Below are 23,793 nucleotides of genomic sequence, written 5' to 3' on the forward strand. Positions count from 1 at the left end.
GCCCGCGTCGCGGTCGTCGGAGGCGGTGGACAGCCCCGGGTGGTCCGGTGAGGGCCGGACCGGAGTCCCCGCCGAACCCGGCCCACCCGGCCCCCGCACCTGACGTCAGCAGAGACAATGGACCCCGTGCGCTATCGCATCCTCGGCACCACCCAGGCACTCCGCCCCGACGGCACGCCCGTCCCGGTCGGCGGGGCGCGGCTGCGTGCGCTGCTGACCGTCCTCGCGCTGCGGCCGGGGCGGACCGTTTCCGCGGCCGTGCTGGTCGACGAGGTGTGGGACGGCGACCCGCCCGCCGACGCGCCCGGAGCGCTGCAGGCGCTGGTCGGGCGGCTGCGCAGGGCGCTCGGCGCGGACGCGGTGGAGTCGGTCGAGGGCGGCTACCGGCTGGCGGTGGCGTCCGACGACATCGACCTGCACCGTTTCGAGCGGCTCGCGGGGGAGGGCACCCGCGCCCTCGCCGACGGCGACCCCGCCAAGGCGGCCGCCGCCCTGGAGGACGCCCTCGCGCTGTGGCACGGCCCGGCCCTCGCCGATCTCCCGGACCGCGCCGCCGAGTCGGCGCGCTGGGAGACCCGCCGTCTCGACGTCCGGCGCGCCCGCCTCGCCGCGGCCCTCGCGCTCGGCCACGCCGAACAGGCCCTGCCCGAGCTCACCGCCCTCTGCGATCTGCACCCGCTCGACGAGCCGCTGCACGTCCTGCGGCTGCGTGCGCTGCGTGACGCGGGCCGGGCCGCCGAGGCCCTCGCCGCCTACGAATCCGTACGCGCGCTGCTCGCCGACCGCCTGGGCTCGGACCCGGGTCCCGAACTGCGCTCCCTGCACGCGGACCTGCTGGCCGGACCCCGGGACCGGTCCGGAGCCGGAACCTGGGACCGGTCCGGAGCCGGAGCCGGGGACCAGTCCGGAGCCCGCATCCAGGCCGGTGGGCGTCCTGGCGCCGGGACGCCCGCCGCTGCCCACTTCGTCGCTGCCGCCCCCGCCCCCGCCCCCGTCCTCGCCTCCGTCGAAGGCTCCTCCGCCCCGGCCGGGGACACCGCGGCCTCAGCCGAGGACCCCGCAACCCCGGCCCAGGACGCCGGCGTCGGTACTGGCACCGGCACCGGCATCCGCGCCAACACGCGCACCTCAGGCATCACAGCCGCGAGCGCGGGCGCCGGGCACCTGGCCCCGGCCGCCGGTCCCGATCACCCCGTCCCGGACGACGTCCACGCCTCCGCCGCGGGCGAGGCCGCCCACGTCCCCGGAGGGGCGTCCACCTCCCGTACCCGCCCCGCGCCCCCGCCCCCCGGCAACCTCCGTGCCCGGCTCACGTCCTTCGTCGGACGGGAGAAAGACATCGATGCCATCCGGGGCGACCTCGCGGCGGCCCGGCTCGTCACCCTGCTCGGACCCGGTGGCGCGGGCAAGACGCGGTTGTCGCAGGAGGCGGCAGAGGCCCTGGCCCCCACCCTGCGGGACGGGGTGTGGCTGGCCGAACTGGCCCCGGTGGACGACCCGAAGGCCGTGCCCGAGGCCGTACTCACCGCCGTCGGCGCCCGCGAGACCGTGCTGCGCGGAGCCGGCGCCGAGGAGATGCGGGCCGTGGCCGACCGGCACGACGACCCGCTCACCCGGCTCGCCGAACACTGCGCCAAGCGCCGCATGCTGATCGTCCTCGACAACTGCGAGCATGTCGTCGACGCCGCCGCGCATCTCGCCGAGGCGCTGCTGGAGCGCTGCCCGGGACTGACCGTGCTCGCCACCAGCCGTGAACCCCTCGGCGTGCCGGGGGAGTTGCTGCGCCCGGTGGATCCGCTGCCGGAGCCCGTCGCGCTGCGGCTGCTCGCCGACCGGGGAGCGGCGGCCCGGCCCGGCTTCCGCGTCGAGGACGACCCCGAGGCGGCCGCGGAGATCTGCCGGCGCCTCGACGGCCTTCCGCTCGCCATCGAACTCGCCGCCGCCCGGCTGCGGATGCTCACCCCGCGCCAGATCGCCGACCGGCTCGACGACCGGTTCCGGCTGCTCACCTCGGGCAGCCGCACCGTGCTGCCCCGGCAGCAGACCCTGCGCGCCGTCGTCGACTGGTCCTGGGACCTGCTCGACGAGGCCGAACGGGACGCCCTGCGGCGGCTGTCCGTCTTCGCGGGCGGCTGCGACCTCGCCGCCGCCGAGGCCGTCTGCGGGCCGGCCGCGCTGGACGTCCTCGGCTCGCTCGTCGACAAGTCCCTTGTCGTCGCGGCCCCTTCGGGCGAAGACGGGACGCAGATGCGCTACCGACTCCTGGAGACCGTCGCCGAGTACGCGGGGGAACGCCTCGACGAGGCCGGCGCCCGCCACGCCACCGAGCGCGCCCACCTCACGTACTACCGCGAACTCGCGCGCACCACCGACCCCCTCCTGCGCGGTCCCGAACAGCGTTCCGGGATCGACCTCATCGAGCGCGAGTACGAGAACCTGCGCACCGCCCTGCGGCACGCGGTCACCGAACGCGACGAGCAGGAGGCGCTGTGCATGGTGCTCTCGCTGGCCTGGTACTGGCAGATCCGCGACCAGCGCCTCGACGCCCGCGCCTGGTCCCGCGAGGTGATGGCCCTCGGCCCCGACCCGTTCGTACCGCCCGTGCGCCCGGCCGCCGCCCTGTACGAGCGCTGCACGGACTTCCCGCCGCCGATGCGCGAGGAGGTCCTCGAAGAGGCCCGGCGCGGTGTCCACCTGGTCCATCTCGCCTATATGGACATGGACATGGGAGCCTGGCAGACCCCGGAGGCACAGGAGAAGCTCCACGTCATCGGCGCGACCTACCAGCCCGGCATGCCGCAGACCTGCCGTACCCCGGGCTACCTCTGGTTCTACGCCGTGCTGCTCACCGGCACGATGGAGCGGTTCACCGAGGTGATCAACGAGACGGTCAGAACCTGCCGCGAACTCGGCTACGACTGGGAGTTGGCCACCGCCCTCCAGATGCGCGCCAACATCCTCGCCAACCGCACCGACATGGCGGGCGACGCCACCGTGGACGCCGACGAGGCGCTGGAACTCTTCGGGCGCATCGGTGACGCGTGGGGCGCCGCCGAATCGCTCTCCGCACGCGGCGAGGCCCATGAACGCAAGGGCGACTTCGAGGCCGCCGCCGCGGACTACGCGGAGGCGGGGAAGTACGCGGATCGGCTGGGGGCGCGCGCCCAGACGGCGGTGCTCAACGTCCGGCTCGGCAGCATGTACGTCGAGTTGGGGGAACCCGAGCGCGGCGAGCGGATGATGCGCGAGGTCCTGGCGAACGGACACGGTGCCCACAACGAGGCCCTGCCGGCGGCCCACCTCCTGCTCGCGACCTGGCTCGGCCGCAGTGGCCGGGTCGCCGAGGCGCGCGAGCAGATACGGCTGCTCCGCGAGGACTTCGGGGCCGGATCCTTCGTCCTCTTCGACGGGTTCATGCTCGGCATCGAAGCCTGGCTGGACGCGATCGACGGGCAGAGCGAAAGCGCCCTGGACAAGGTGCGCGTGGCGCTGGAACGGTCCAGCGACCGGCTGTCGCGGATGATCGCGCCGCACATGCCCTCCGCCCATCTGACCACGGCCGCCATCGCCCTCACCGGTGTGGACGGCGGCCGTCGCGCCCGGGACGCGGCCCGGCTGCTGGGCGCCGCGGACGCTCTGCTGCCGCCGGGCCACTTCGCCGGCCCCATGGAGGTGGAGGTGCGCAGGCAGGCCGAGACGGGGGTGCGGGACCTGCTCGACGACATGGCGTACGAGGCCGCGTACGCGGAGGGCGGCGGCCTCTCCGTGGAGGAGGCCGCCGCCCTCATCTGAGGCGCGGACGCGAACCGGCGCCCGATGGTCCCGGTGCCCGGGACCCGGGTCGAACGTCAGCTCTTGGTACGGAACTTGTGAATGGCGACGGGTGCCATCACCACGGTCAGGGCGAACGACCAGCCCAGCGTCACCCACAAACCGTGCGCGACCGGGCCGCCCACCATCAGCCCGCGCGCGGCGTCCGCCAGGGCGGAGAGCGGGTTGTACGCGGTGAAGTTCTGCAGCCAGCCCGGCATCGACTTGGTCGGCGCGAAGATCGACGATCCGAACTGGAGCGGCATCAGCACCAGGAAGCCCATCGCCTGCACGGACTGCGCGCTCTTCATGATCACGCCGAGGGTGAGGAACACCCACATCAGGGCCGAGCCGAACAGCGCGGACAGACCCACGGAGGCGAACAGACCGGGCCAGTTGGTGATGTCGAAGCCGACCAGCACGCCGACGACCATGAGGACCGCGGTCGCGATGAGCATCCGCATCACTTCGACCGCGATCTTGGCGAACAGCACCGAGCCGCGCCCGATCGGCAGGGACCGGAACCGGTCCATGACACCGGAGTTGAAGTCGGTGTTGAAGCCGGTGCCCACTCCCTGGGCCATGTTCATGCCCATCATGGCCATCAGGCCGGGCACGACGTACTGCACGTATGCCTGCTGCCCGCCACCGAGCGACTGCCCGATGGAGCCGCCGAAGACGTAGACGAACAGCAGCGTGAAGATGACCGGGAACAGGATGGCGTCGAACATCGACTCCGGGTCCTGGCGGATCCACAGCAGGTTGCGGCGGATCAGCGCGCCGGTGTGGCGCAGATGGGAGCGCAGCGGGATCGGCGCGTCGGAGACGACGTCGGGCGGGGTGACGGTGGCGGCGCTCATACGGCGACCTCCTCGCGGGAGTTGGCGGGCGTGGCGTCCTGCGGGGCACTGGCCTTGTGGCCGGTGAGGGAGAGGAAAACCTCGTCCAGACTGGGCAGTTCGGTGGAGATGGAGCCGATCGTGATGCCGCGCGCGGTGACCGCGCCGACCACGGCGGTGAGTTGCTCGTCGCTGAGGATCGGCACGAGCACGCTGCCGGTCTCGCTGTCCACGATCGTCGTGGCGAGGCCGGTGAGCCCCAGCTCGTCGAACATGGCGGCCAGCGGGCGCAGTTGCAGCGGGTCCACCGGGCGGATCCGCAGCGTCCGGCCGCCGACGCGTGCCTTCAGCTCGTCGATCCGGCCGCTGGCGATGACCTTGCCGCGGTCGATGACCGTCAGCTCGGAGGCCAGCTGCTCGGCCTCCTCCATGTACTGGGTGGTGAGCAGCACGGTGACGCCGTCGGCGACCATGCGCTTGACCTCCTGCCACACCTCGTTGCGGGTGCGCGGGTCGAGGCCGGTCGTCGGCTCGTCCAGGAACAGCACGGTCGGGCTGCCGATCATCGAGGCGGCGAGGTCGAGCCGGCGGCGCATGCCACCGGAGTACGTCGACGCCGGGCGCTTGGCGGCCTCGGTGAGGGAGAAGCGCTCCAGGAGCTCGTCGGCCCGCCGGCGGGCGTCCTTGCGGGGCAGGTCGAGCAGTCGCCCGATCATGTAGAGGTTCTCCCAGCCGGGGAGCTTCTCGTCGACCGAGGCGTACTGGCCGGTGAGGCCTATCACCCGGCGCAGCTGCCGGGGCTGCCTCAGCACGTCGTAACCGGCGACCGTGGCCTGTCCGGCGTCGGGGGTGATGAGGGTGGACAGGCAGCGGACGAGGGTGGTCTTGCCGGCGCCGTTGGGGCCCAGTACTCCGAGGACGGTGCCCTCGCGCACTTCCAGGTCGACACCGTCCAGTGCCTTGGTCTCGCCGTAGTGCTTGACCAGCCCCCGTACGGTGACGGCACTGCGGCCGGTCGCAGCTTGTCGGGGCGTGTTGTCGATTCGCGTCATGTCCATCAAGGTGCCAGCCGCCACCGACAAACGACCGACAGGATGCCTACAGGTTCCGACCGCTACCGATAGGTCGCCGACAGTCGGCCGACAGGACCCCGACGAGACGCGGAAAGGGAGCGGAAAGGGAGCGGAAGGGACGCAGGAAGGCGACAACCCGCCGACGGGGGAAGATCGGCGGGTTGTCTGTGGTGCCGCAGTGGCTCAGGGGGCCCGGTGGCCGCGAGGCCCCGGGGGCGGGTGTCCTCGGCGGACGGACGCGGGGCCTAGCGGACGGAGTGCTCCTCCAGCGGGAACGTCCCGCCGACCACGTCCTCGGCGAACGCCTTCGCCGCGTCGCCCATGACGCTGCGCAGGTCGGCGTACTGCTTGACGAACTTCGGCACCTTGCCGCCGGTCAGACCGAGCATGTCGGTCCACACCAGGACCTGCGCGTCGGTCTCGGGGCCCGCGCCGATGCCGACGGTCGGGATGTGCAGCGTGCGCGTGACCTCGGCGGCGAGCTCCGCCGGGACCAGTTCGAGGACGACGGCGAACGCGCCCGCGTCCTGGACCGCCTTGGCGTCCCGCAGCAGCTGCTGCGCGGCTTCCTCGCCCCGGCCCTGGACGCGATAGCCCATGGCGTTCACGGACTGCGGGGTCAGGCCGATGTGCGCCATCACCGGGATGCCGGACTCCACCAGCAGCTCGATCTGACGGTGCGAGCGCTCGCCGCCCTCCAGCTTCACCGCGCCCACCCCGGCCTCCTTGACCAGCCGGGTCGCCGAGCGCAGCGCCTGCACCGGACCCTCCTGGTAGGACCCGAAGGGCAGGTCGCCCACGATCAGGGCGCGACTGGTGCCCCGTACGACCGCGGCGGACAGCATGGTCATCTCGTCCATGGTGACGGGGACGGTCGTCTCGTACCCCAGGTGGCAGTTGCCCGCCGAGTCGCCGACGAGCATGACCGGGATGCCGGCCTCGTCGAAGACGGACGCGGTCATCGCGTCGTAGGCGGTGAGCATGGGCCACTTCTCGCCGCGCTCCTTGGCGGCGGTGATGTCGCGGACCGTGATACGGCGGGTGATCTTGCCTCCGTACAGCGCCTTGCTGCTGTCGGTGGCCTTGAGGGCACCCTCCGCAGGCTGCTTCTGGGCAGCAGAGAGCTGCGTCATCGCAACGGCTCCTTCTGTCATCTCGAGGCACCCTGACGGCGTCCCCGGATCAGCTCCATGGTGGCACCTCGTGCTACGCGCGGCTAGACCGGCCCCGAAGGACCGGTGTAGTTCACACCACGCCCACCCCGTCCGGCCGACCCGTCCGGACGGGCGTCTCCGGCCGGAGACCCAGGTCACTTCGTAAGTTCTGCGTAAAGCCTTTCCGATACGAGACGGTGTCGTATCGAATTGCCTCTAGGGTGGTCGCCATGACAACTTCCGCTCCTCCGCTCGACCGACGGGTACCCGAGGCGGTGCACCGGCGCCGCTGGGCGATCCTCGGCGTGCTGATGCTCAGCCTGCTGATCGTGGTGCTCGACAACTCGATCCTGAACGTCGCGATCAAGACGATCTCGACCCCGGCGCCCACCGGGCTCGGCGCCACCCAGGGTGAGCTGGAGTGGGCCATCAACGCCTACACACTCGTCTTCGCAGGACTGCTGTTCACCGCGGGTCTCCTCGGTGACCGGCTCGGCCGCAAGAAGGTGCTGCTCGCCGGTCTCGCCGTCTTCGGCATCGGTTCCGCGCTGGCCGCCGAGTCCGGCTCGCCGGTCCAGCTCATCGCGTTCCGCGCGCTGATGGGCCTCGGCGCCGCCTTCGTGATGCCCGCCACCCTCGCCGTCCTCATGAACGTGTTCGAGCGCGACGAGCAGCCCAAGGCCATCGGCATCTGGGCCGGCGGCGTCGGCCTCGCCATCGCGATCGGCCCGATCACCGGCGGCGTCCTGCTCGACCACTTCTGGTGGGGCTCGGTCTTCCTGATCAACGTGCCCATCGTGATCCTCGCGATCGGCCTGATGATCTGGCTGGTCCCCGACTCCCGCGACCCGAACCCGGGCCGTCTGGACCCGGTCGGTGTGGTCCTCTCCGTCATCGGCCTCGTCCTGCTGGTCTACGGCATCATCAAGGGCGGCCAGCTCGCCGACTTCACCGACCCGCGGGTCCTCGCGACGTTCGGCGCCGGCCTCGTCGTCCTCATCGGCTTCGTGTGGTTCGAGAAGCGCAGCGACCACCCGTCCATCGACGTCACGTACTTCAAGAACAAGGTCTTCTCGGCGGCGATGACGGCCATCGCACTGGTCTTCTTCGCCCTCATGGGCGTGACCTTCTTCTCCGTCTTCTACACCCAGAGCGTGCGGGGCTACTCGCCGCTGCAGACCGGCCTGTTGATGCTCCCGCTGGCCGCAGCCCAGATCATCTTCGCGCCGCGCGCCCGGCTCGTCGTCGACCGCTTCGGCAACCGCGCCACCTGCACGGCGGCCCTGGTGCTCATGGCCGCGACGCTGGCCGCGTTCGGCACGCTGGAGGCGGACACCCCGATCTGGCTCCTGGAGGTCATCTTCTTCCTGATGGGCACCGGCATGGCGCACATCATGACCCCGACCAGCGTCGTCATCATGCAGGCGCTGCCGCGCGAGAAGGCCGGCTCCGCGTCCGCGCTGAGCAACACCTTCCGCCAGGTCGGCGGCGCCCTCGGTATCGCGGTCCTCGGTTCCGTGCTCTCCACGGCCTACCGCAACGGCATCGACGACAAGCTCAGCCTCGTCCCGGCCCCGCTGCGGCACACCGCGGGCGAGTCCATCGAGGCCACCCTCGGCGTCGCCGCCAAGCTCGGCCCGCAGGGCAAGGCGCTCATCACCCCGGCGAACGACGCGTTCCTGCACGCCATGCACGTCACCGCCCTGTGCGGCGCGGGCGTCGCGGTCATCGGCGCGGTGGTCGTCGCGCTGTTCCTGCCGGGCCGTCCGGCGGCCCCGCGGGAGGGCAAGGACGAGGCCGAGTTGGTGACGGCCGACCTCGGACAGGACTGACATCGGCGTACGCGACTGTGGGCACCCTGACCGGGTGCCCGCCGTCGCCGTTCGCGGGGGAGAATGGCACCAGGTCAACGATGGGAACGGAGTTCGACGTGAGCCTCGCGGACAGCCGAGACAGGCAAGGGTGCCCCGGCCGGGGACGTCCCCGCAGCGAGGCGGTGGAGCGCGCCATCGTCGAGGGCGTGATGAAGCTCCTGGAGGACGGGGTTCCGCTCGCGGACATCTCCATCGAGCGCCTCGCGCGCACCGCCGGCGTCGGCAAGGCGACGATCTACCGCCGCTGGAGCGGCAAGGAAGAACTCTTCGTCGACGTGCTGCGCGGCGCCGAGCCCGCGGACCCCGAACTCCCCGGCGTCTCCATGCGCGACGACCTCGTCGCCCTGCTGGAGACGCTGCGCCGGCGCGGTCTGGTCAGCCGCTCGTCGGCGATCCTGCACAACGTCTACGCGCAGATGAAGAGCAGCCCCAGACTGTGGGCCGCGTACGACGCCACGGTCATAGCCCCCAGACGCCAACTGGGCTACGAGGTACTGCGCCGCGGACAGGAGAACGGCGAACTCCGCGACGACGTCGACATCGAACTGCTCAACGACATGTTCGTCGGCCCGATGCTCGTCCGCTCCGTCATGCGCCCGGACACCGAACTTCCCGAGGGCCTCGCCGAACAGATCGTCGACACGCTGCTGGAGGGCCTGCGCCCCGCCCGGCCGTGACACGAACTGTTTCTGACGGGGTGAATGTGCGCGTTTCGTCACAGACGGCGCATCGCGTGCCAGGATGCGGAACTCCGGGCACGAAGTTGAACGTCCCCTTGCCTGTACGGCCGTCATGGACGGCGAGAACGACACCGGACATCCCCTAGGGTCGTAGTCGAGGGGCAGACGGTGCGCACGGCAGTTTGTGAGGCGACGGTATGGCGCAGGCGTATATGACGGAGACGGGCAGCGACGGCCAGGGGCCGGAGCGCAGAGAGTCCCGGCTTCGGCGCCTGCTCGACGGCTGGCGCGGCGACCGCGGCATCTGGCGGCGCGGGCTGGTCCTCGCCGCCCTCGCGCTGCTGCTCGCCCTGGTGATGCTGACGCACGGGCGGATCCCGAACCGGATCGGCAACCTCGGCAGCCTCACAGAGACGTTCCTGCCGTGGCTCGGCGTGTTCATCCCGGTCCTGCTGGTCCTCGCCTTCGTGCGGAAGTCCGCCAGCGCCCTGATCGCCGTGCTGCTGACCGGCGTGGTCTGGCTGAACCTCTTCGGCGGACTGCTCACCGACAAGACCGGCGGCGGCGGCGATCTGACCGTCGCCACCCACAACGTCAACGCCGACAACCCGGACCCGTCCGGAACCGCCCGTGACGTGGCCGCCTCGGGTGCCGACGTGCTTGCCCTGGAGGAGCTGACGGCCTCGGCCGTGCCGGTGTACGAGCGGGCGCTCGCGCCGACGTACAAGTACCACTCGGTGCAGGGCACCGTCGGGCTGTGGAGCAAGTACCCGCTCAGTGACATCCGGCCGGTGGACATCAAGCTGGGCTGGACGCGTGCCATGCGGGCGACCGTGTCGGCGCCGGCCGGCCGGGTCGCGGTGTACGTGGCCCATATGCCCTCGGTGCGCGTGAAGATGAAGGCCGGGTTCACCGCCCGGCAGCGCGACACGAGCGCGGACGCGCTGGGCGAGGCGATCGCCGGCGAGCCCCTGAAGCAGGTCGTTCTGCTCGGTGACCTCAACGGCACGATGAACGACCGGGCCCTGAACGCGGTCACCGCGCAGATGCGTTCCACGCAGGGCGCGGTGGGCAGCGGCTTCGGGTTCAGCTGGCCGGCGTCGTTCCCGATGGCCCGGATCGACCAGATCATGGTCAAGGGCATCGAGCCGGTGACCTCGTGGACCCTGCCCGCGACCGGCAGCGACCACCTCCCGATCGCGGCCCGCGTCAAGGTGGACGCAAGCGCGTCTTAACTTCCTGGAATCCCGTTCTCCATCTCTTGGAATACTGGGCCCGGCAGACTTTGTTCACCAGCGGAACTTAATATACGTTCGACCTGTGATCCGCGACCCGCGCACATGGCTGTGCGCGGGCGCGTCCGTGCCCGCGCGTGTTCCCGCACGCCGCCCGCGCCCGTACGGAGCCCCGCTCGTCCCCGCTCCTTCGAAAGGCATCTCATGCCTCTGGCCCTGCTCGCCCTCGCTGTGGGCGCCTTCGGCATCGGCACCACCGAGTTCGCCATGATGGGCCTGCTGCCCGACGTCGCGGGCGACCTGCGCATATCCATCCCGGCCGCCGGACACCTGGTCTCCGCGTACGCGCTCGGCGTCGTCATCGGCGCCCCGCTGCTCGCCGCGGCCACCGCCCGGATGTCCCGCCGCAAGGTCCTCATCGCCCTGATGGGCCTCTTCGCCGCGGGCAACGCGCTCTCCGCGTTCGCCCCCGACGAGCACTGGCTGCTCGCCGCCCGCTTCCTGAGCGGTCTGCCGCACGGCGCCTTCTTCGGCGTCGGTGCCGTCGTCGCCACCGGCCTGGTCGCCCCCGAGCGCAAGGCCCGCTCCGTGTCGCTGATGTTCCTCGGCCTGACCGTCGCGAACATCGCAGGCGTCCCGGCCGCCACCCTCGTGGGACAGCACCTGGGCTGGCGGGCCACCTTCCTCGGCGTGAGCGTGATCGGCGTGGCCGCCATCGCCTCGCTGTTCCTGCTGATCCCGCACACCCCCGGGCAGACCCCCGTCGGCGGCCTGCGCGGCGAACTCGCCGCGCTGCGCCCGCTGCCCGTCTGGCTCGCCCTCGGCACGACGGTCGCGGGCTTCGGGGCCCTGTTCTCCGCGTACAGCTACATCACGCCCATGCTCACGGACGCCGCCGGATACGCCGAGGGCAGTGTCACACCGCTGCTGGCGCTCTTCGGGGTCGGCGCGACCGCGGGCAACCTGCTCGGCGGCCGGCTCGCGGACCACGCGATGCGCCGCACCCTGTTCGGCGGCCTCGCCTCGGTGGTGGTCGTGCTGGCCGCCTTCCCCTTGCTGATGCGTACGGAGTGGAGCGCGGCGGTGGGGGTGGTGCTGCTCGGCACGGCCGCCTTCGTCACCGGCTCGCCCCTCCAGCTGATGGTCATGGAGAAGGCCGCCGCCGCGCCCTCCCTCGCGTCCTCCGCCAACCAGGCCGCGTTCAACCTCGCCAACGCGGGCGGCGCGTGGATCGGCGGGCTCGCCCTGGCGGCGGGCTTCGGAGCCACCTCCCCGGCGGTCGCCGGAGCCGCCCTCGCCGTGCTCGGCCTGGCGGTCGCCGGAGCGGCGTACTCGGTCGACCGCCGCCGCGCGGCGGCGGTCGCGGGAGCACCCGGCCGCCTCGTCGCCACCCACCTGCCCGCGCCCGCGGAACACGCGCACCGGTGAGGACGCCTGACGGCGGTGCCCCCGGGCCGCGCGCCGCCGCCCGGCAGGGAGCGGCACCTCCGCCGGGCTGCCGCACCGACTCGCCCCGCGCGGCCGGTAGCACCGGTCGGGGCGTCGAACCCGGGGCGGTCAGCCGTCCCCGGGGAAGTCAGCCCTCCGCCCCCGGGAGGTCGAAGCGGGCCAGGTCGCGGAGCCAGACGCGGGCCGAACTGTCGGACGGCGCGCGCCAGTCGCCGCGCGGTGAGAGCGAACCGCCGGCCGAGACCTTCGGCCCGTTCGGCATGGCCGAGCGCTTGAACTGCGCGAACCCGAAGAAACGGCGGCAGAACACGTCCAGCCAGCGCCGGATCTCCGGCAGGTCGTACGCGACCCGCTCGGCCTCGGGGAAGCCCGGCGGCCAGGCACCCGCGTCCGGGTCGTGCCACGCGTGCCAGGCCAGGAAGGCGATCTTCGACGGCCTGAAGCCGTAGCGCAGCACGTGGAAGAGGGTGAAGTCGTGCAGGGCGTACGGGCCGATCCTCGACTCGGTGGACTGCATCTCCTCGCCCGGTACGAGCTCCGGGCTGATCTCCGTGTCGAGGATCGCGGCGAGCGTCCGGTCGGTGTCCTCGCCGAACTGGTGGCTGCCGATGACCCAGCGGATCAGATGCTGGATCAGCGTCTTCGGCACACCCGAGTTGACGTTGTAGTGACTCATCTGGTCGCCCACGCCGTACGTGGACCAGCCGAGCGCCAGCTCCGACAGGTCACCGGTCCCGAGCACGATGCCGCCACGCTGGTTCGCGAGCCGGAACAGGTAGTCGGTGCGCAGTCCGGCCTGCACGTTCTCGAAGGTGACGTCGTACACGGGCTCGCCGGAGGCGAAGGGATGGCCCATCTCGTCCAGCATCAGCCGGGCGGTCGGCGTGATGTCCAGCTCGGCCGCGGTGACGCCGAGGGAGCGCATCAGCTCGTGCGCGTTGCCCTTGGTGTGGTCGCTGGTGGCGAAGCCGGGCAGGGTGAAGGCGAGGATGTCGCCGCGCGGGCGGCCCGCCCGGTCCATCGCGTGGGCCGCGACGATCAGCGCGTGCGTGGAGTCGAGACCGCCGGACACCCCGATGACCACCTTCGGGCCACCGATCGCCGCGAGCCGCTGCTGGAGCCCCGCGACCTGGATGTTGTACGCCTCGTAGCAGTCCTGGGCCAGCCGGTCGGGGTCCGCGGGCACGAACGGGAAGCGCTCGACGCGGCGCCGCAGGCCCAGGTCGCCGGCCGGCGGGTCGAGCCGGAACGACAGCGTCCGGAAATCGGCGGTGCGGGCGGCGTGCGTGCGCCGGTTGTCGTCGAAGCTGCCCGTCCGGAGCCGCTCCTGGCGCAACAGGTCGAGGTCGACGTCCGCCACGGCGAACTGGTCGTCGAGCGGGAAGCGGTCGGACTCGGCCAGCAGCGCCCCGTTCTCGTAGATCATGGTCTGGCCGTCCCAGGACAGGTCGGTGGTCGACTCGCCCAGGCCGGCCGCCGCGTACACGTACGCGGCGATGCAGCGTGAGGACGCCGAACGGCACATCAGCTTGCGGTCCTCGGCCCGGCCGACGGTGATCGGGCTGCCGGAGAGGTTGGCGAGGACGGTGGCGCCCGCCAGGGCCGCCTCGGCGCTCGGCGGCACCGGCACCCACATGTCCTCGCAGATCTCCGTGTGCAGCACGAGACCCGGGACGTCGTCGGCGGCGAACAGCAGGTCCACGCCGAACGGCACGGACTCACCGCCGACCCGGATCGTGCCGCCGCGCTCGTCGTCGCCCGCGGCGATCTGCCGGCGCTCGTAGAACTCCCGGTAGTTCGGCGGGTACGACTTGGGTACGACACCGAGGACCCGGCCCCGGTGCACGACCACCGCGCAGTTGTAGACCCGGTTGCGGTGGCGCAGCGGGGCGCCCACGACCAGGACCGGCAGGAGTCCCGCCGACCCCGCCACCACCGCCTGGAGCGCCTCCTCGACCTGGTCGAGCAGCGCGTCCTGGAGCAGCAGGTCCTCGATCGAGTAACCGCACAGCCCCATCTCCGGGAAGACGGCGACGGCGACACCCTCGCCGGCGCACCTGCGCGCCTGGCGCAGGACCGCCTCGGCGTTGGCGTGCGGGTCCGCGATGACGGTGTGGCCCGTGCAGGCGGCGACGCGTGCGAAGCCGTGCTGATAGAGCGACCGGAAGTTCAGAGGAGGCACCCGGCCAGTGTAATCGTCAGAGCGACGCGATGGGGTGGCGCGAGGTGTGTGGCGGACCACCCTCCACGGCAGACGTCAGGTACCGGGGATGTCGCGCGGGTCACCGAGAACGCGCGATGCGCCCGCCTCCACTGGAGAGACGGGCGCATCGTCAGTGAACGCCGGGTCAGCGGCGGCTGAACGAGTCGACGTAGCCCGGGGCGGGGGAGCCCACACCGGTGACGTCGTCGTAGCCCTTCACGGCCGACAGCGAGCTGTCCTTGCCGAGGCTGCGGACGGAGATGACCTGACCGCCCGAGGCGTCGAAGCCGTTCGCGAAGTCGACGCGCGCCACGGCGAGTCCGGAGCCCGTGGGGTTGTCCGTGACGTCGTGGTACGCCTTCGAGCCGGCCTTGGAGTAGATCGACGGGTTGGCGAAACCGATCGCCTTGCCGCCGCGCGCCTCCTGGGCGAGGGCCTGGACGGCAGCGATCACCGGAGCGGCCAGCGAGGTGCCGCCGATCCGGTACTCGCTGTACTGCTCCGACCCGTCCGGGAAGGTCTGCGTCTGGCCGACCTTGAAACCGGTGTTGGGGTCGGCGATCGCCGAGATGTCCGGGACGACCCGGTTACCCGCGGCGTTGTTGGCCTTGGCCAGCGCGTCCGGGACGACACCCTTCTGGTAGAAGGGCTCCGCCACGGTCTTGCTGGTGCCACCGCCCGCACCCGAGGTGAACGCGCCCGGGAACCCGGTCCAGCTCTTGCCGTCCGTGGACAGCGCGGCCTTCTCGGTGCCCCAGCCGGTCTCCCACAGGTACTTGTCGCCCTTGCCGACCGCCAGCGAGGTACCGCCGACCGCCGTCACCCAGGCCGAGTTGGCCGGGGTGTCGACCTGCTTCGTACCGGTGTTGGCGACCTCGTCACCGTTGTCACCGGAGGAGAAGTAGAAGCCGATGCCCTCGACCGCGCCGAACTGGAAGGTCTGGTCGTAGGCGGCCGCGAGGTCCGGGGTCTGGCTGGCCTCGATGTCGCCCCACGAGTTGGAGACGATGTCGGCCAGGTGCCCGTCGACGATCTTGTTGAGCGAGCCGAGCAGATCGTCGTCGTAGCAGGAGGCGGCACCCACGTACGTGATGCTCGCGCCCGGCGCGACCGCGTGCACGGCCTCGACGTCGAGGGTCTCCTCGCCGTACCAGCCGGACGCCCCGCACTCATCGGTCTTCGTGTACGTGTCGGGCAGCACCTGACGGAGCTGACCGCTGGTGTACGCGGCGTCGCCGTGCTTCCCGGCGTAGGTCGCCGCGTCGAAGGCGATGGTCGGCGAGGCGAACGCGTCCGTGATGGCGACGCGCACGTTCTTGCCGGTGCGCTTGCCCGCACCGTACGCCGCACGCAGCTGCTTGCCGGTGTACCCCTGGATCGCGTACGGGATCTTGTGCCCGTACGCGTCCGGCAGGGTGCTCGCGGTCTTCGAGCCGTAGTACGAGGAGAACGGCCCGGAGTTCTTGAACACCGCGTCCGGACCCGGCAGTTGATCGGCGTGCTGCGCCATGTGCGGAGCGTTGTCCAGGCCGGTGACGGTCAGGACGGCGCCGTTCAGGGCGGCGGGCGCGGAAGCCGTCTTCGACGGCGCCCGGTAAGTCTTCTTGCCCTTGGTGTAGTTGTGCAGCTGCGTGCCGAACGCCTTCTCGGCGGCGGCCACGTCGCCGGTCACCGAGACGTAGTGCTGCGTCGTTCCGGTGACCTTCAGGCCCGCCGACTTGAGCCAGTTGGTCACCGCGGTGACCTGGGCCTTGGTGGCGCCGAAACGTGCCTGCGCCTTCTTGGCGCTGAGGTATTTCCCGTACGAAGCCGAGTGCGGGTCGGACACGGACCTGGCGTAAGCCGCCAGACCCTTGGCGTCCCGGCCGGCGAAGTACACCCGGGCCGAGAGCTGGGAGCTGTCGGACGCCGCTCCCTTGTCCGCCTTCGCCGTCGCCCACGCGGGCCTGGTGCCCGTGAGGGTGTCCCGGCTCGGGCCGTCCGTGGCGTGGGCCGCGGGTATGCCGAGCGCCAGCGCACCGGCGAGCAGAGGCAGTGTCGCCGCCAGGCTCACTCCGGCGCGCGCGGTGGCGCGGTTGGATCTCATAGAACCCCCTGCGATGCGGTTCGTCGCATGTAGTGGTTGGTCGGTGATCCACACGAAAGCCTCACGCCCTGTCGGAGCGTGAGGAATGGATCACAGATGGGGGTCACTCTTTCGGTGAACTGTTCATGCCAGGGGAATGAAAAAGCCAAGGAAAGACCAAGTGGCCGCGATTGGCGATCATTTGGGCTGTTTTGGAGTGGACCCTCGCCCACATTCGAGGGTTTTCCCTCTGTCTCCCCTCGGGCTGTGCAAAGAGGCGCCCGGTTTCTGTAAGCGGATCGAGTCCCTGGGGCGTGTTGCGGGTGTGAAGCAGCTGGAGTTCGAAGAGTTCTACCGGAGCGGGCGGGACGTCTGCCTGCGGGCGGTCCTCGCCGCGGTGGGCGACCGCCAGCCGGCCGAAGGCCGCGTGGCCGTCGCGGCCGTGGGCGTCACCGAGGCCGCTGGCCTCGCGCTCGGCGCGCCGGGTTACGGCCACCCGTCCACCGCGCCGCGCCGTAACCCACGGCCGGCCCGGCTCGATGGAGCGGCTCGTCCCGACCGGCGTCGCCCTGAAGTGCGGTACGGACTGGCGCGGTTGACCATGCGGCGGAGGGGGTGAACGGGTCCGGGGCGCCGCCCCGGACCCGTTCCGTACGCCCGGCCGACGCGCCCCAGGCTCCCGGACCGGTCCTAGTCGCGCGCCTTCGCGCCCCGCTCCTTCAGCATGTCCGCCATCATCTTGATCTCCGACTGCTGGGCATCGACCATGCCCTGCGCGAGCCGCTTCTCCACCCCGACGGCGCACTTGGCGACACAGCCCTCGGCCATGTGGATACCGCCCTTGTGGTGGTCGGTCATCAGCTGGAGGTAGAAGACCTCGGCCTGCTTCCCGTTCAGCGTGCCGAGCCGCTTCATCTCGGCGTTGGTGGCCATGCCCGGCATCAGCGAGCCGTCCTCGCCGGACGCCATGTCACCCATGCCCATCCAGGTCATCGGCGCGTCCGAGGACACCTTCGGCAGCTCCCACAGGTCGAGCCAGCCGAGCAGCATGCCGCGCTGGTTGGCCTGCGTCTGCGCGATGTCGTACGCGAGACGCCGTACCTCCACGTCCTTGGTGCGGTCCCGCACGATGTACGACATCTCGACGGCCTGCTGGTGGTGGACCGCCATGTCCCGGGCGAAGCCCGCGTCCGCCGAGTCGGCGGCGGGTGCCCGCGTCCCGGAGTCGTCGCCGTCGGCGACCGCGTACGAGATCGCCCCGGCCGCGACGAGCACGGTCGCCGCGGCGCCCGCGACCCACCCGATGTGCCTCACTGGGAGAGACCGTTGGTGCAGGCCGCGCCCGGCTCGGGCGTCTGCTTGCCCTGCACGAACTCCGCGAAGAACGCGTCGACGTTCTTGTCGCTCGCGCCGGTCACCGTGCGCTGCTTGCCCCAGGCGCTCAGCATGATCGGGTCCTTCTGGTCCTCGACCGGGCTCATCAGCGTGTACGGGGTCTTCTTGACCTTCGCCGCGAGCGTCTTCACATCGGCGGCGGACGCCTTGCCGTTGTACGTCACCCAGACCGCGCCGTGCTCCAGGGAGTGCACGGCGTTCATGTTGTTGACGGCCTTGGTGTAGACGTCGCCGTTGCAGTTCATCCAGACCGGGTTGTGGTCACCGCCGACCGGCGGCTCCATCGGGTAGGCCACGGTCTTCGTGACGTGGTTGCGGGTCAGCTTGCCCGTCCAGGTCTTCACACCGTCCGCGCCCGTGACGAAGTGCCCCGACGCCGCCTTCGAGTCGCTCGCCGTGTCCTTCTTGCCGTCGTCCGACTGCGAGTGGACGAGGACGACACCACCGACGACGAGACCGGCGACGACGACGGCGCTCGCCGCTGTCACGAGGATCCGGTTGCGCCGCTCACGGGTGCGCTCGGCACGGCGCAGCTCCTCGATGCGTGCCTTGCGCGATCCGGTGCTGGTGTTCTTGGCGGAACCCATGGTGAGTCCTTATGGGGATGGGACGGGCGGGTCCGCCGATCGTAATCGGGAAGGGAGGGGTGTCGGCAGGGAGGGCGGGGGAATGGCCGAAGAAAGGGGTGGAACTGGGTGGACCGACTGGACCGGTTGGACGGGGGCGGGGTGCCCTGCGACGGCGGTCGGGCCGAAGGGTGTCCGTCGGGGGCCGGCCGGATAATTTGAACCGTAGATGCGCATTACCTACGCTGTCGGGTATGCGGTTGCTGCGATCCACCGACCTGGCCCTTCGCGTCCTGATGCGACTGGCCGTCGTCGGCGACTCGTCGCCCACCACGCGCGAGGTCGCGGACGACATGCGGGTCCCCTACACGCACGCCGCCAAGGTCGTCGCCGAACTCCAGCACCTCGGGCTGCTCGATGCCCGGCGCGGCAGGGGAGGCGGTCTCACGCTCACCGAGAAGGGGCGCGGGGAGTCCGTCGGCGCGATCGTGCGCTCCTTCGAGGGGGAGGGCGATGTCGTCGAGTGCGAGGGGGCCACGCCGTGCCCACTCGTCTCCGCGTGCCGGCTGCGGGGTGCGCTGCGGCGGGCCCAGGAGGCCTTCTACGCCTCTCTGGACCCGCTGACCATCACCGACGTCGTCGCCGAGCCGACCGGGCCCTTGCTGCTCGGCATCACCCGGAGGCCGTAGACCTCCCGGCGCCGGCTCCTCCTGCGGACCGGGCGGGACCCCTGCCCGGCTCCTCCGGCAGACCGGCGGGACCCCGGACCTGGCTCCGCCTTCGTGCCGCCTCCGCCCCCGGTGCCGTCTCCGCCCCCGGCCGGGCACGAGGTCCTGCGCGTACGGCGTCCGGTGGACGGCCTGGCTAGGCCTGGGCCAGCCAGAGGTCCGGTCCGAACACCTCGTAGTGGATGTCGGAGGCGGGCACGCCCTTGTCGAGGAGCTGGGTGCGTACCGCGCGCATGAAGGGCAGCGGACCGCACAGGTAGGCGTGCGTGCCCGGCCGGACGGTCACCCCGGAGAGGTCGACCAGACCGGTCCGCCCGGCGGGGTGGCCGGGCTCGGGCCGCTCGTACCAGAAGTGGGTCTCCGCGTCGGCGAGTTCGCCCGCGAACGCCTGGTGTTCGGCGCGCAGCGCGTGCTCGGCGGGGGAGCGGTCGGCGTGCACGACGGTGACGGGGGCCTTGTGGCCGGTGATCGTGAGCTGCTCCAGCATGGCGATCATCGGGGTGACGCCGATGCCCGCGGAGGCGAGGAGCAGCGGGGCGTCCGTGCCGTCGAGGACCAGGTCGCCGTACGGCGCGGAGACCTCCAGGACGCTGCCCTCGCGGACGTGTGCGTGCAGGTGGGCGGAGACCTCGCCCTCGGGGCTCGTCAGGCCGGCGTTCCCGTCCGCGCGGACCCGCTTGACGCTGATCTGGCGTACCGGGGAGCCGGGCGCGCTGGAGAGGCTGTACTGGCGTATCTGGCGTGCGCCGTCCGGGAGCCCGACGCCGACGGAGACGTACTGGCCCGCGCGGAAGTCCGGCAGGGCTCCGCCGTCGGCCGGGCGGATCCGGAAGGTGGCGACGTCGGCGGTCTCCTCGACGCGCCCGGTGACCACCCACGGGCGCAGGGCCCCGTCGTCCGCGTTCTCGTCGTACAGGCGCTTCTCGATGGCGATCAGGGCGTTCGCCATGAGCCAGTAGACCTCGTCCCAGGCGGCGGCGACCTCCGCGGTGACCGCGTCGCCGAGCACTTCGACGATGGCGGCGAAGAGGTGCTCGTGCACGACCTCGTACTGCTCGGGCGCGACGCCCAGGGAGGCGTGCTTGTGGGCGATGCGGCCCAGCATCGTGTCGGGCCGCTCGTCGGGGTGTTCGACCAGACAGGTGGCGAAGGCGGCGATGGATCCCGCGAGGGCCCGACGCTGGGTGCCCGCGGCCTGGTTGCCGCGGTTGAACAGGTCGCGGAGCAGCTCGGGGTGCGCGGTGAACAGTCCGGCGTAGAAGCGCTCGGTGATCTCGCCGATGGCGGCGCCGACCAGGGGGAGGGTCGCGCGCACGGTGGAGGCGGATTGTTCGGACAGCATCAGGACTCCTCGAAGCCGGGGCGGGAACGGTGGGTTGCGCCCTGTCGGCACCGGACACTAGTAAAACTTGCATCTAAGATGCAAATTAAAGCCCGTGCGGCGAGAGAGTGCCGGTCGGCTCTTACGGGGGCGCGTGTGAGCAGGCAGTATGTGCGGCAGAGCAGGACACCTGCCGTACGCGAGGCGTTCAGACCGAGGTCGCCCGGCCGATCATGGTCCGCAACGCGCATGAAATGGTGTTGTGGTGGGATGCTCAGGTGCGCCGATCGTCTTCGAGGCGTGGGAGCAGGCGGCCTGACCAGCAAGGATGGGTGGAAGCGGAAGATGGACAAGCAGCAGGAGTTCGTGCTCCGGACATTGGAGGAGCGTGACATCCGGTTCGTACGTCTGTGGTTCACGGACGTGCTCGGCTTCCTCAAGTCGGTGGCCGTGGCCCCGGCGGAGCTGGAACAGGCCTTCGACGAGGGCATCGGCTTCGACGGCTCGGCCATCGAGGGCTTCGCCCGCGTGTACGAGTCCGACATGATCGCCAAGCCGGACCCGTCCACCTTCCAGGTGCTGCCCTGGCGCGCCGAGGCCCCCGGTACGGCCCGGATGTTCTGCGACATCCTCATGCCGGACGGCTCCCCGTCCTTCGCGGACCCGCGCTATGTCCTCAAGCGCGCCCTCAACAAGACCTCGGACCTGGGTTTCACCTTCTACACCCACCCCGAGATCGAGTTCTTCCTGCTGAAGGACCGTCCACTGGACGGCTCGCGGCCCACTCCGGCCGACAACTCCGGCTACTTCGACCACACCCCGCAGAACGTCGGCCAGGACTTCAGGCGCCAGGCCATCACGATGCTGGAGTCGATGGGCATCTCGGTCGAGTTCAGCCACCACGAGGGCGCCCCCGGCCAGCAGGAGATCGACCTGCGCTACGCCGACGCGCTCTCCACGGCCGACAACATCATGACCTTCCGGCTGATCATGAAGCAGGTCGCGCTGGAGCAGGGCGTCCAGGCCACCTTCATGCCGAAGCCGTTCTCGGAGTACCCGGGCAGCGGTATGCACACGCACCTCTCCCTCTTCGAGGGCGACCGGAACGCGTTCTACGAGTCCGGCTCGGAGTACCAGCTCTCCAAGGTCGGCCGCTCCTTCATCGCCGGCCTCCTGAAGCACGCCGGAGAGATCTCCGCCGTCACCAACCAGTGGGTCAACTCCTACAAGCGCATCTGGGGCGGCTCCGAGCGCACCGCGGGCGCCGGCGGCGAGGCCCCCTCGTACATCTGCTGGGGCCACAACAACCGCTCCGCCCTCGTCCGCGTGCCGATGTACAAGCCCGGCAAGACCGGCTCGGCGCGGGTCGAGGTCCGCTCGATCGACTCGGGCGCGAACCCGTACCTCGCGTACGCGCTGCTCCTGGCCGCGGGCCTGAAGGGCATCGAGGAGGGTTACGAGCTCCCGCCGGGCGCCGACGACGACGTCTGGGCCCTGTCCGACGCCGAGCGCCGGGCCATGGGCATCGAGCCCCTCCCGCAGAACCTCGGCGAGGCCCTGGCCCTCATGCAGCGCAGCGAACTCGTCGCCGAGACCCTCGGCGAGCACGTCTTCGACTTCTTCCTGCGCAACAAGAAGGCGGAGTGGGAGGAGTACCGCTCCGAGGTCACCGCCTTCGAGCTGCGGAAGAGCCTGCCGGTGCTGTAAGGGCAGGTCGGAGACGTTTTTTGCGGTGCAGCGCGCGGGGCCTGCGGTCGACGACCGCAGGCCCCGTAGCTGTCCTCACTGCCCCTGAGCCGTCTGCGGGCCGTCCGCCCCGGAAGCCGGCCAGTGTCGAAGCGGATCTCGTCCGCCGGAAGCCGGGATCGCGCGCAGGCCTGTGGACAACGCCGCCTGCCCGTCTCCGGGGGTGCCGGTCGCGGGCGTCAGTAGCCGGTGCCGCGCTTGACCTGGGCCCGCTCGGTCCCATGGGCCGCACCCTTGTCGTCCAGAGTGCGGCAAGCGTCGGCGATGTCCTGGCTCAGGCGGTCGACCTGCTCGCGGCTCAGGGTCTCCTTGACCAGGGCACGCATGATCTTCACCCGCTCCGCGTTGGGCGGGAGCGTGTACGCCGGTACCATCCAGCCGCGCTCGGCCGAGAGTTGCCAGGCGACGTCGGATTCGTCGTAGGCGTGCTTGCCGGCGAGACGGAAAGCGACCAGCGGCAGCTGCTCGAGGTCGCTCCCGATCACTTCGAAGCGGCCGCTGCTGCGCAGGTTGTCCGCCAGCACGTGGGCATTCTGCTGCAACATCTTCATGACGTAGGTGTAGCCCTGGCGACCGAGCCGGACGAAGTTGTAGTACTGCGCGAGCACCATCGACGCGCCGGTGGAGAAGTTCAGCGTGAACGTCGCGTCGGTCTTGCCCAAGTAGTTCTCCTCGAACACGAGGTCCTTGGGCAGGTCGGACTCCTCGCGGAAGACCAGCCAGCCGATGCCGGGGTAGACCAGGCCGTACTTGTGTCCCGAGACGTTGATGGAGCGGACCTGTTCGAGCCGGAAGTCCCATTTCGAGTCCGGGTAGAGGAAGGGCCACACGAAGGCGCCGCTGGCTCCGTCGACGTGGATCGGGATGTCGAGGTCCCGCTCCTTGCGGACGTCCCGCAGGAGCTTGTCGATCCCGACGACGTCGTCCTTGTGGCCGGTGAACGTGGTGCCGAGGACCGCGACGACACCGATCGTGTTCTCGTCGAGGTGAGGTTCCACGTCCTCCGGGCCGATCGTGTACTTGCCCTCGGCGAGCGGCACGATCCGCGGTTCTACGTCGAAGTAGCGGCAGAACTTCTCCCACACGACGTGGACGTCCCCGCCGAAGATCAAGTTGGGTCGGTCGACCGACAGCTTGGCCGCCTGCCGGCGCTCCCGCCACTTCCATTTCAGCGACAGCGCTCCGAGCATGATCGCCTCGGACGAACCCTGGGTCCGGCAACCGGTCGTCCTGCCCGGCGCGTTGAAGAGGTCGGCGAGCATGCGCACGCAACGCTGCTCGATCTCGGCGGAGATCGGGTACTCCGCGTGGTCGATGAAATTGCGGTGGAGATTCTCGGCGATCAGCCGTTGCGCCTCCGGCTCCATCCAAGTCGTGACAAACGTGGCGAGGTTGCGCTGCGGGTCACCCTCCATGGCGAGATCCACATCCACGAGCCTCATCGCGTCCGTCGCGGCCATGCCTTCCTCGGGGAAGGTCTCCGAGGGGGCGGGCACGGTCAGGAAACGGTTGCCGAACAGAGCCTCGGCGTCACTCTTGGTCATACCGGCGACTCAATCACGGTGGGAGAGCGGGCCATGCTCAGGACCTGCGGATGGGGCTCGGGGTGTACGCGAACGGCGTACCTTCCCAAGTGATCGACGACGCTCGCCGGC

17 protein-coding genes are annotated in these 23,793 nt (G+C 71.0%); 8 read left to right on the plus strand and 9 right to left on the minus strand.

The genetic code is table 11. The features are described 5' to 3' along the window. Positions 1-117: 117 nt before the first annotated feature. Positions 118-3,792 carry an AfsR/SARP family transcriptional regulator gene (locus ACZ6KY_RS00125; RefSeq protein WP_469308025.1) on the plus strand — a complete coding sequence of 1,225 codons (3,675 nt, stop codon included), beginning with the start codon at positions 118-120 and terminating at the stop codon, positions 3,790-3,792. 56 nt (positions 3,793-3,848) lie between these two features. On the opposite strand, the gene ACZ6KY_RS00130 is transcribed toward ACZ6KY_RS00125, so the two are convergent. The 3 genes from ACZ6KY_RS00130 to panB all read right to left on the minus strand — a co-directional run bounded on the left by ACZ6KY_RS00130 (position 3,849) and on the right by panB (position 6,855). After that, the gene (locus ACZ6KY_RS00130; RefSeq protein WP_261709340.1) at positions 3,849-4,670 is read right to left on the minus strand and encodes an ABC transporter permease; all 822 of its coding nucleotides are present in this window, start codon (positions 4,668-4,670) and stop codon (positions 3,849-3,851) included. Beyond that, the gene (locus ACZ6KY_RS00135) at positions 4,667-5,701 is read right to left on the minus strand and encodes an ATP-binding cassette domain-containing protein (protein ID WP_469308026.1); all 1,035 of its coding nucleotides are present in this window, start codon (positions 5,699-5,701) and stop codon (positions 4,667-4,669) included. The genes ACZ6KY_RS00130 and ACZ6KY_RS00135 overlap by 4 nt, the downstream gene beginning before the upstream one ends. Before the next feature lie 266 nt (positions 5,702-5,967). Then, the gene (gene panB / locus ACZ6KY_RS00140) at positions 5,968-6,855 is read right to left on the minus strand and encodes a 3-methyl-2-oxobutanoate hydroxymethyltransferase (RefSeq protein ID WP_469308027.1); all 888 of its coding nucleotides are present in this window, start codon (positions 6,853-6,855) and stop codon (positions 5,968-5,970) included. A gap of 251 nt (positions 6,856-7,106) precedes the next feature. On the opposite strand from panB, the gene ACZ6KY_RS00145 reads away from it, so the two are divergent. From ACZ6KY_RS00145 to ACZ6KY_RS00160, 4 genes are all read left to right on the plus strand, one after another. Then, positions 7,107-8,708, plus strand: coding sequence for an MFS transporter (locus ACZ6KY_RS00145; RefSeq protein ID WP_469308028.1), 1,602 nt, complete (start codon positions 7,107-7,109; stop codon positions 8,706-8,708). A gap of 98 nt (positions 8,709-8,806) precedes the next feature. Beyond that, complete coding sequence (locus tag ACZ6KY_RS00150; protein ID WP_469308029.1) at positions 8,807-9,427, plus strand: TetR/AcrR family transcriptional regulator; 621 nt, start codon at positions 8,807-8,809, stop codon at positions 9,425-9,427. Positions 9,428-9,627: 200 nt separating this feature from the next. Next, positions 9,628-10,665, plus strand: a complete 1,038-nt coding sequence (locus tag ACZ6KY_RS00155; RefSeq protein WP_469308030.1) for an endonuclease/exonuclease/phosphatase family protein — start codon at positions 9,628-9,630, stop codon at positions 10,663-10,665. 204 nt (positions 10,666-10,869) lie between these two features. Continuing rightward, complete coding sequence (locus ACZ6KY_RS00160; RefSeq protein ID WP_469308031.1) at positions 10,870-12,093, plus strand: MFS transporter; 1,224 nt, start codon at positions 10,870-10,872, stop codon at positions 12,091-12,093. Positions 12,094-12,241: 148 nt separating this feature from the next. On the opposite strand, the gene ACZ6KY_RS00165 is transcribed toward ACZ6KY_RS00160, so the two are convergent. Continuing rightward, positions 12,242-14,287, minus strand: coding sequence for an NAD(+) synthase (locus tag ACZ6KY_RS00165; RefSeq protein ID WP_469308477.1), 2,046 nt, complete (start codon positions 14,285-14,287; stop codon positions 12,242-12,244). 175 nt (positions 14,288-14,462) lie between these two features. After that, positions 14,463-16,403 (minus strand): S53 family peptidase, encoded by a 1,941-nt coding sequence (locus ACZ6KY_RS00170; protein WP_469308032.1) that lies wholly within the window; start codon positions 16,401-16,403, stop codon positions 14,463-14,465. A 304-nt stretch (positions 16,404-16,707) separates the two neighbouring features. Here ACZ6KY_RS00170 and ACZ6KY_RS00175 point away from each other — a divergent pair, with 304 nt between their 5' ends. Continuing rightward, a complete protein-coding gene (locus ACZ6KY_RS00175; RefSeq protein WP_469308033.1) occupies positions 16,708-17,001 on the plus strand; it encodes a hypothetical protein in 294 nt (97 codons plus the stop codon). Between the two features lie 71 nt (positions 17,002-17,072). Here ACZ6KY_RS00175 and ACZ6KY_RS00180 read toward each other — a convergent pair whose 3' ends face one another. Beyond that, positions 17,073-17,696, minus strand: a complete 624-nt coding sequence (locus ACZ6KY_RS00180; protein ID WP_469308034.1) for a DUF305 domain-containing protein — start codon at positions 17,694-17,696, stop codon at positions 17,073-17,075. Further along, on the minus strand, positions 17,693-18,364 hold the full coding sequence (locus ACZ6KY_RS00185) for a DUF3105 domain-containing protein (RefSeq protein ID WP_469308035.1): 672 nt from the start codon (positions 18,362-18,364) through the stop codon (positions 17,693-17,695). The genes ACZ6KY_RS00180 and ACZ6KY_RS00185 overlap by 4 nt, the downstream gene beginning before the upstream one ends. Before the next feature lie 233 nt (positions 18,365-18,597). Between ACZ6KY_RS00185 and ACZ6KY_RS00190 the strand changes: the two genes are divergently transcribed. Next, positions 18,598-19,032: an RrF2 family transcriptional regulator gene (locus ACZ6KY_RS00190; RefSeq protein WP_469308036.1), complete on the plus strand. Its 435-nt coding sequence runs from the start codon at positions 18,598-18,600 to the stop codon at positions 19,030-19,032. A gap of 175 nt (positions 19,033-19,207) precedes the next feature. Here ACZ6KY_RS00190 and ACZ6KY_RS00195 read toward each other — a convergent pair whose 3' ends face one another. After that, positions 19,208-20,413 (minus strand): globin domain-containing protein, encoded by a 1,206-nt coding sequence (locus ACZ6KY_RS00195; RefSeq protein ID WP_469308037.1) that lies wholly within the window; start codon positions 20,411-20,413, stop codon positions 19,208-19,210. Positions 20,414-20,737: 324 nt separating this feature from the next. Here ACZ6KY_RS00195 and glnA point away from each other — a divergent pair, with 324 nt between their 5' ends. Next, positions 20,738-22,099 (plus strand): type I glutamate--ammonia ligase, encoded by a 1,362-nt coding sequence (glnA, locus tag ACZ6KY_RS00200; protein ID WP_469308038.1) that lies wholly within the window; start codon positions 20,738-20,740, stop codon positions 22,097-22,099. Positions 22,100-22,317: 218 nt separating this feature from the next. Here glnA and ACZ6KY_RS00205 read toward each other — a convergent pair whose 3' ends face one another. Next, complete coding sequence (locus ACZ6KY_RS00205) at positions 22,318-23,682, minus strand: glutamate decarboxylase (protein ID WP_469308039.1); 1,365 nt, start codon at positions 23,680-23,682, stop codon at positions 22,318-22,320. Positions 23,683-23,793 lie beyond the last annotated feature (111 nt).

The sequence above is a fragment of the Streptomyces sp. NPDC042002 genome (assembly GCF_055588305.1).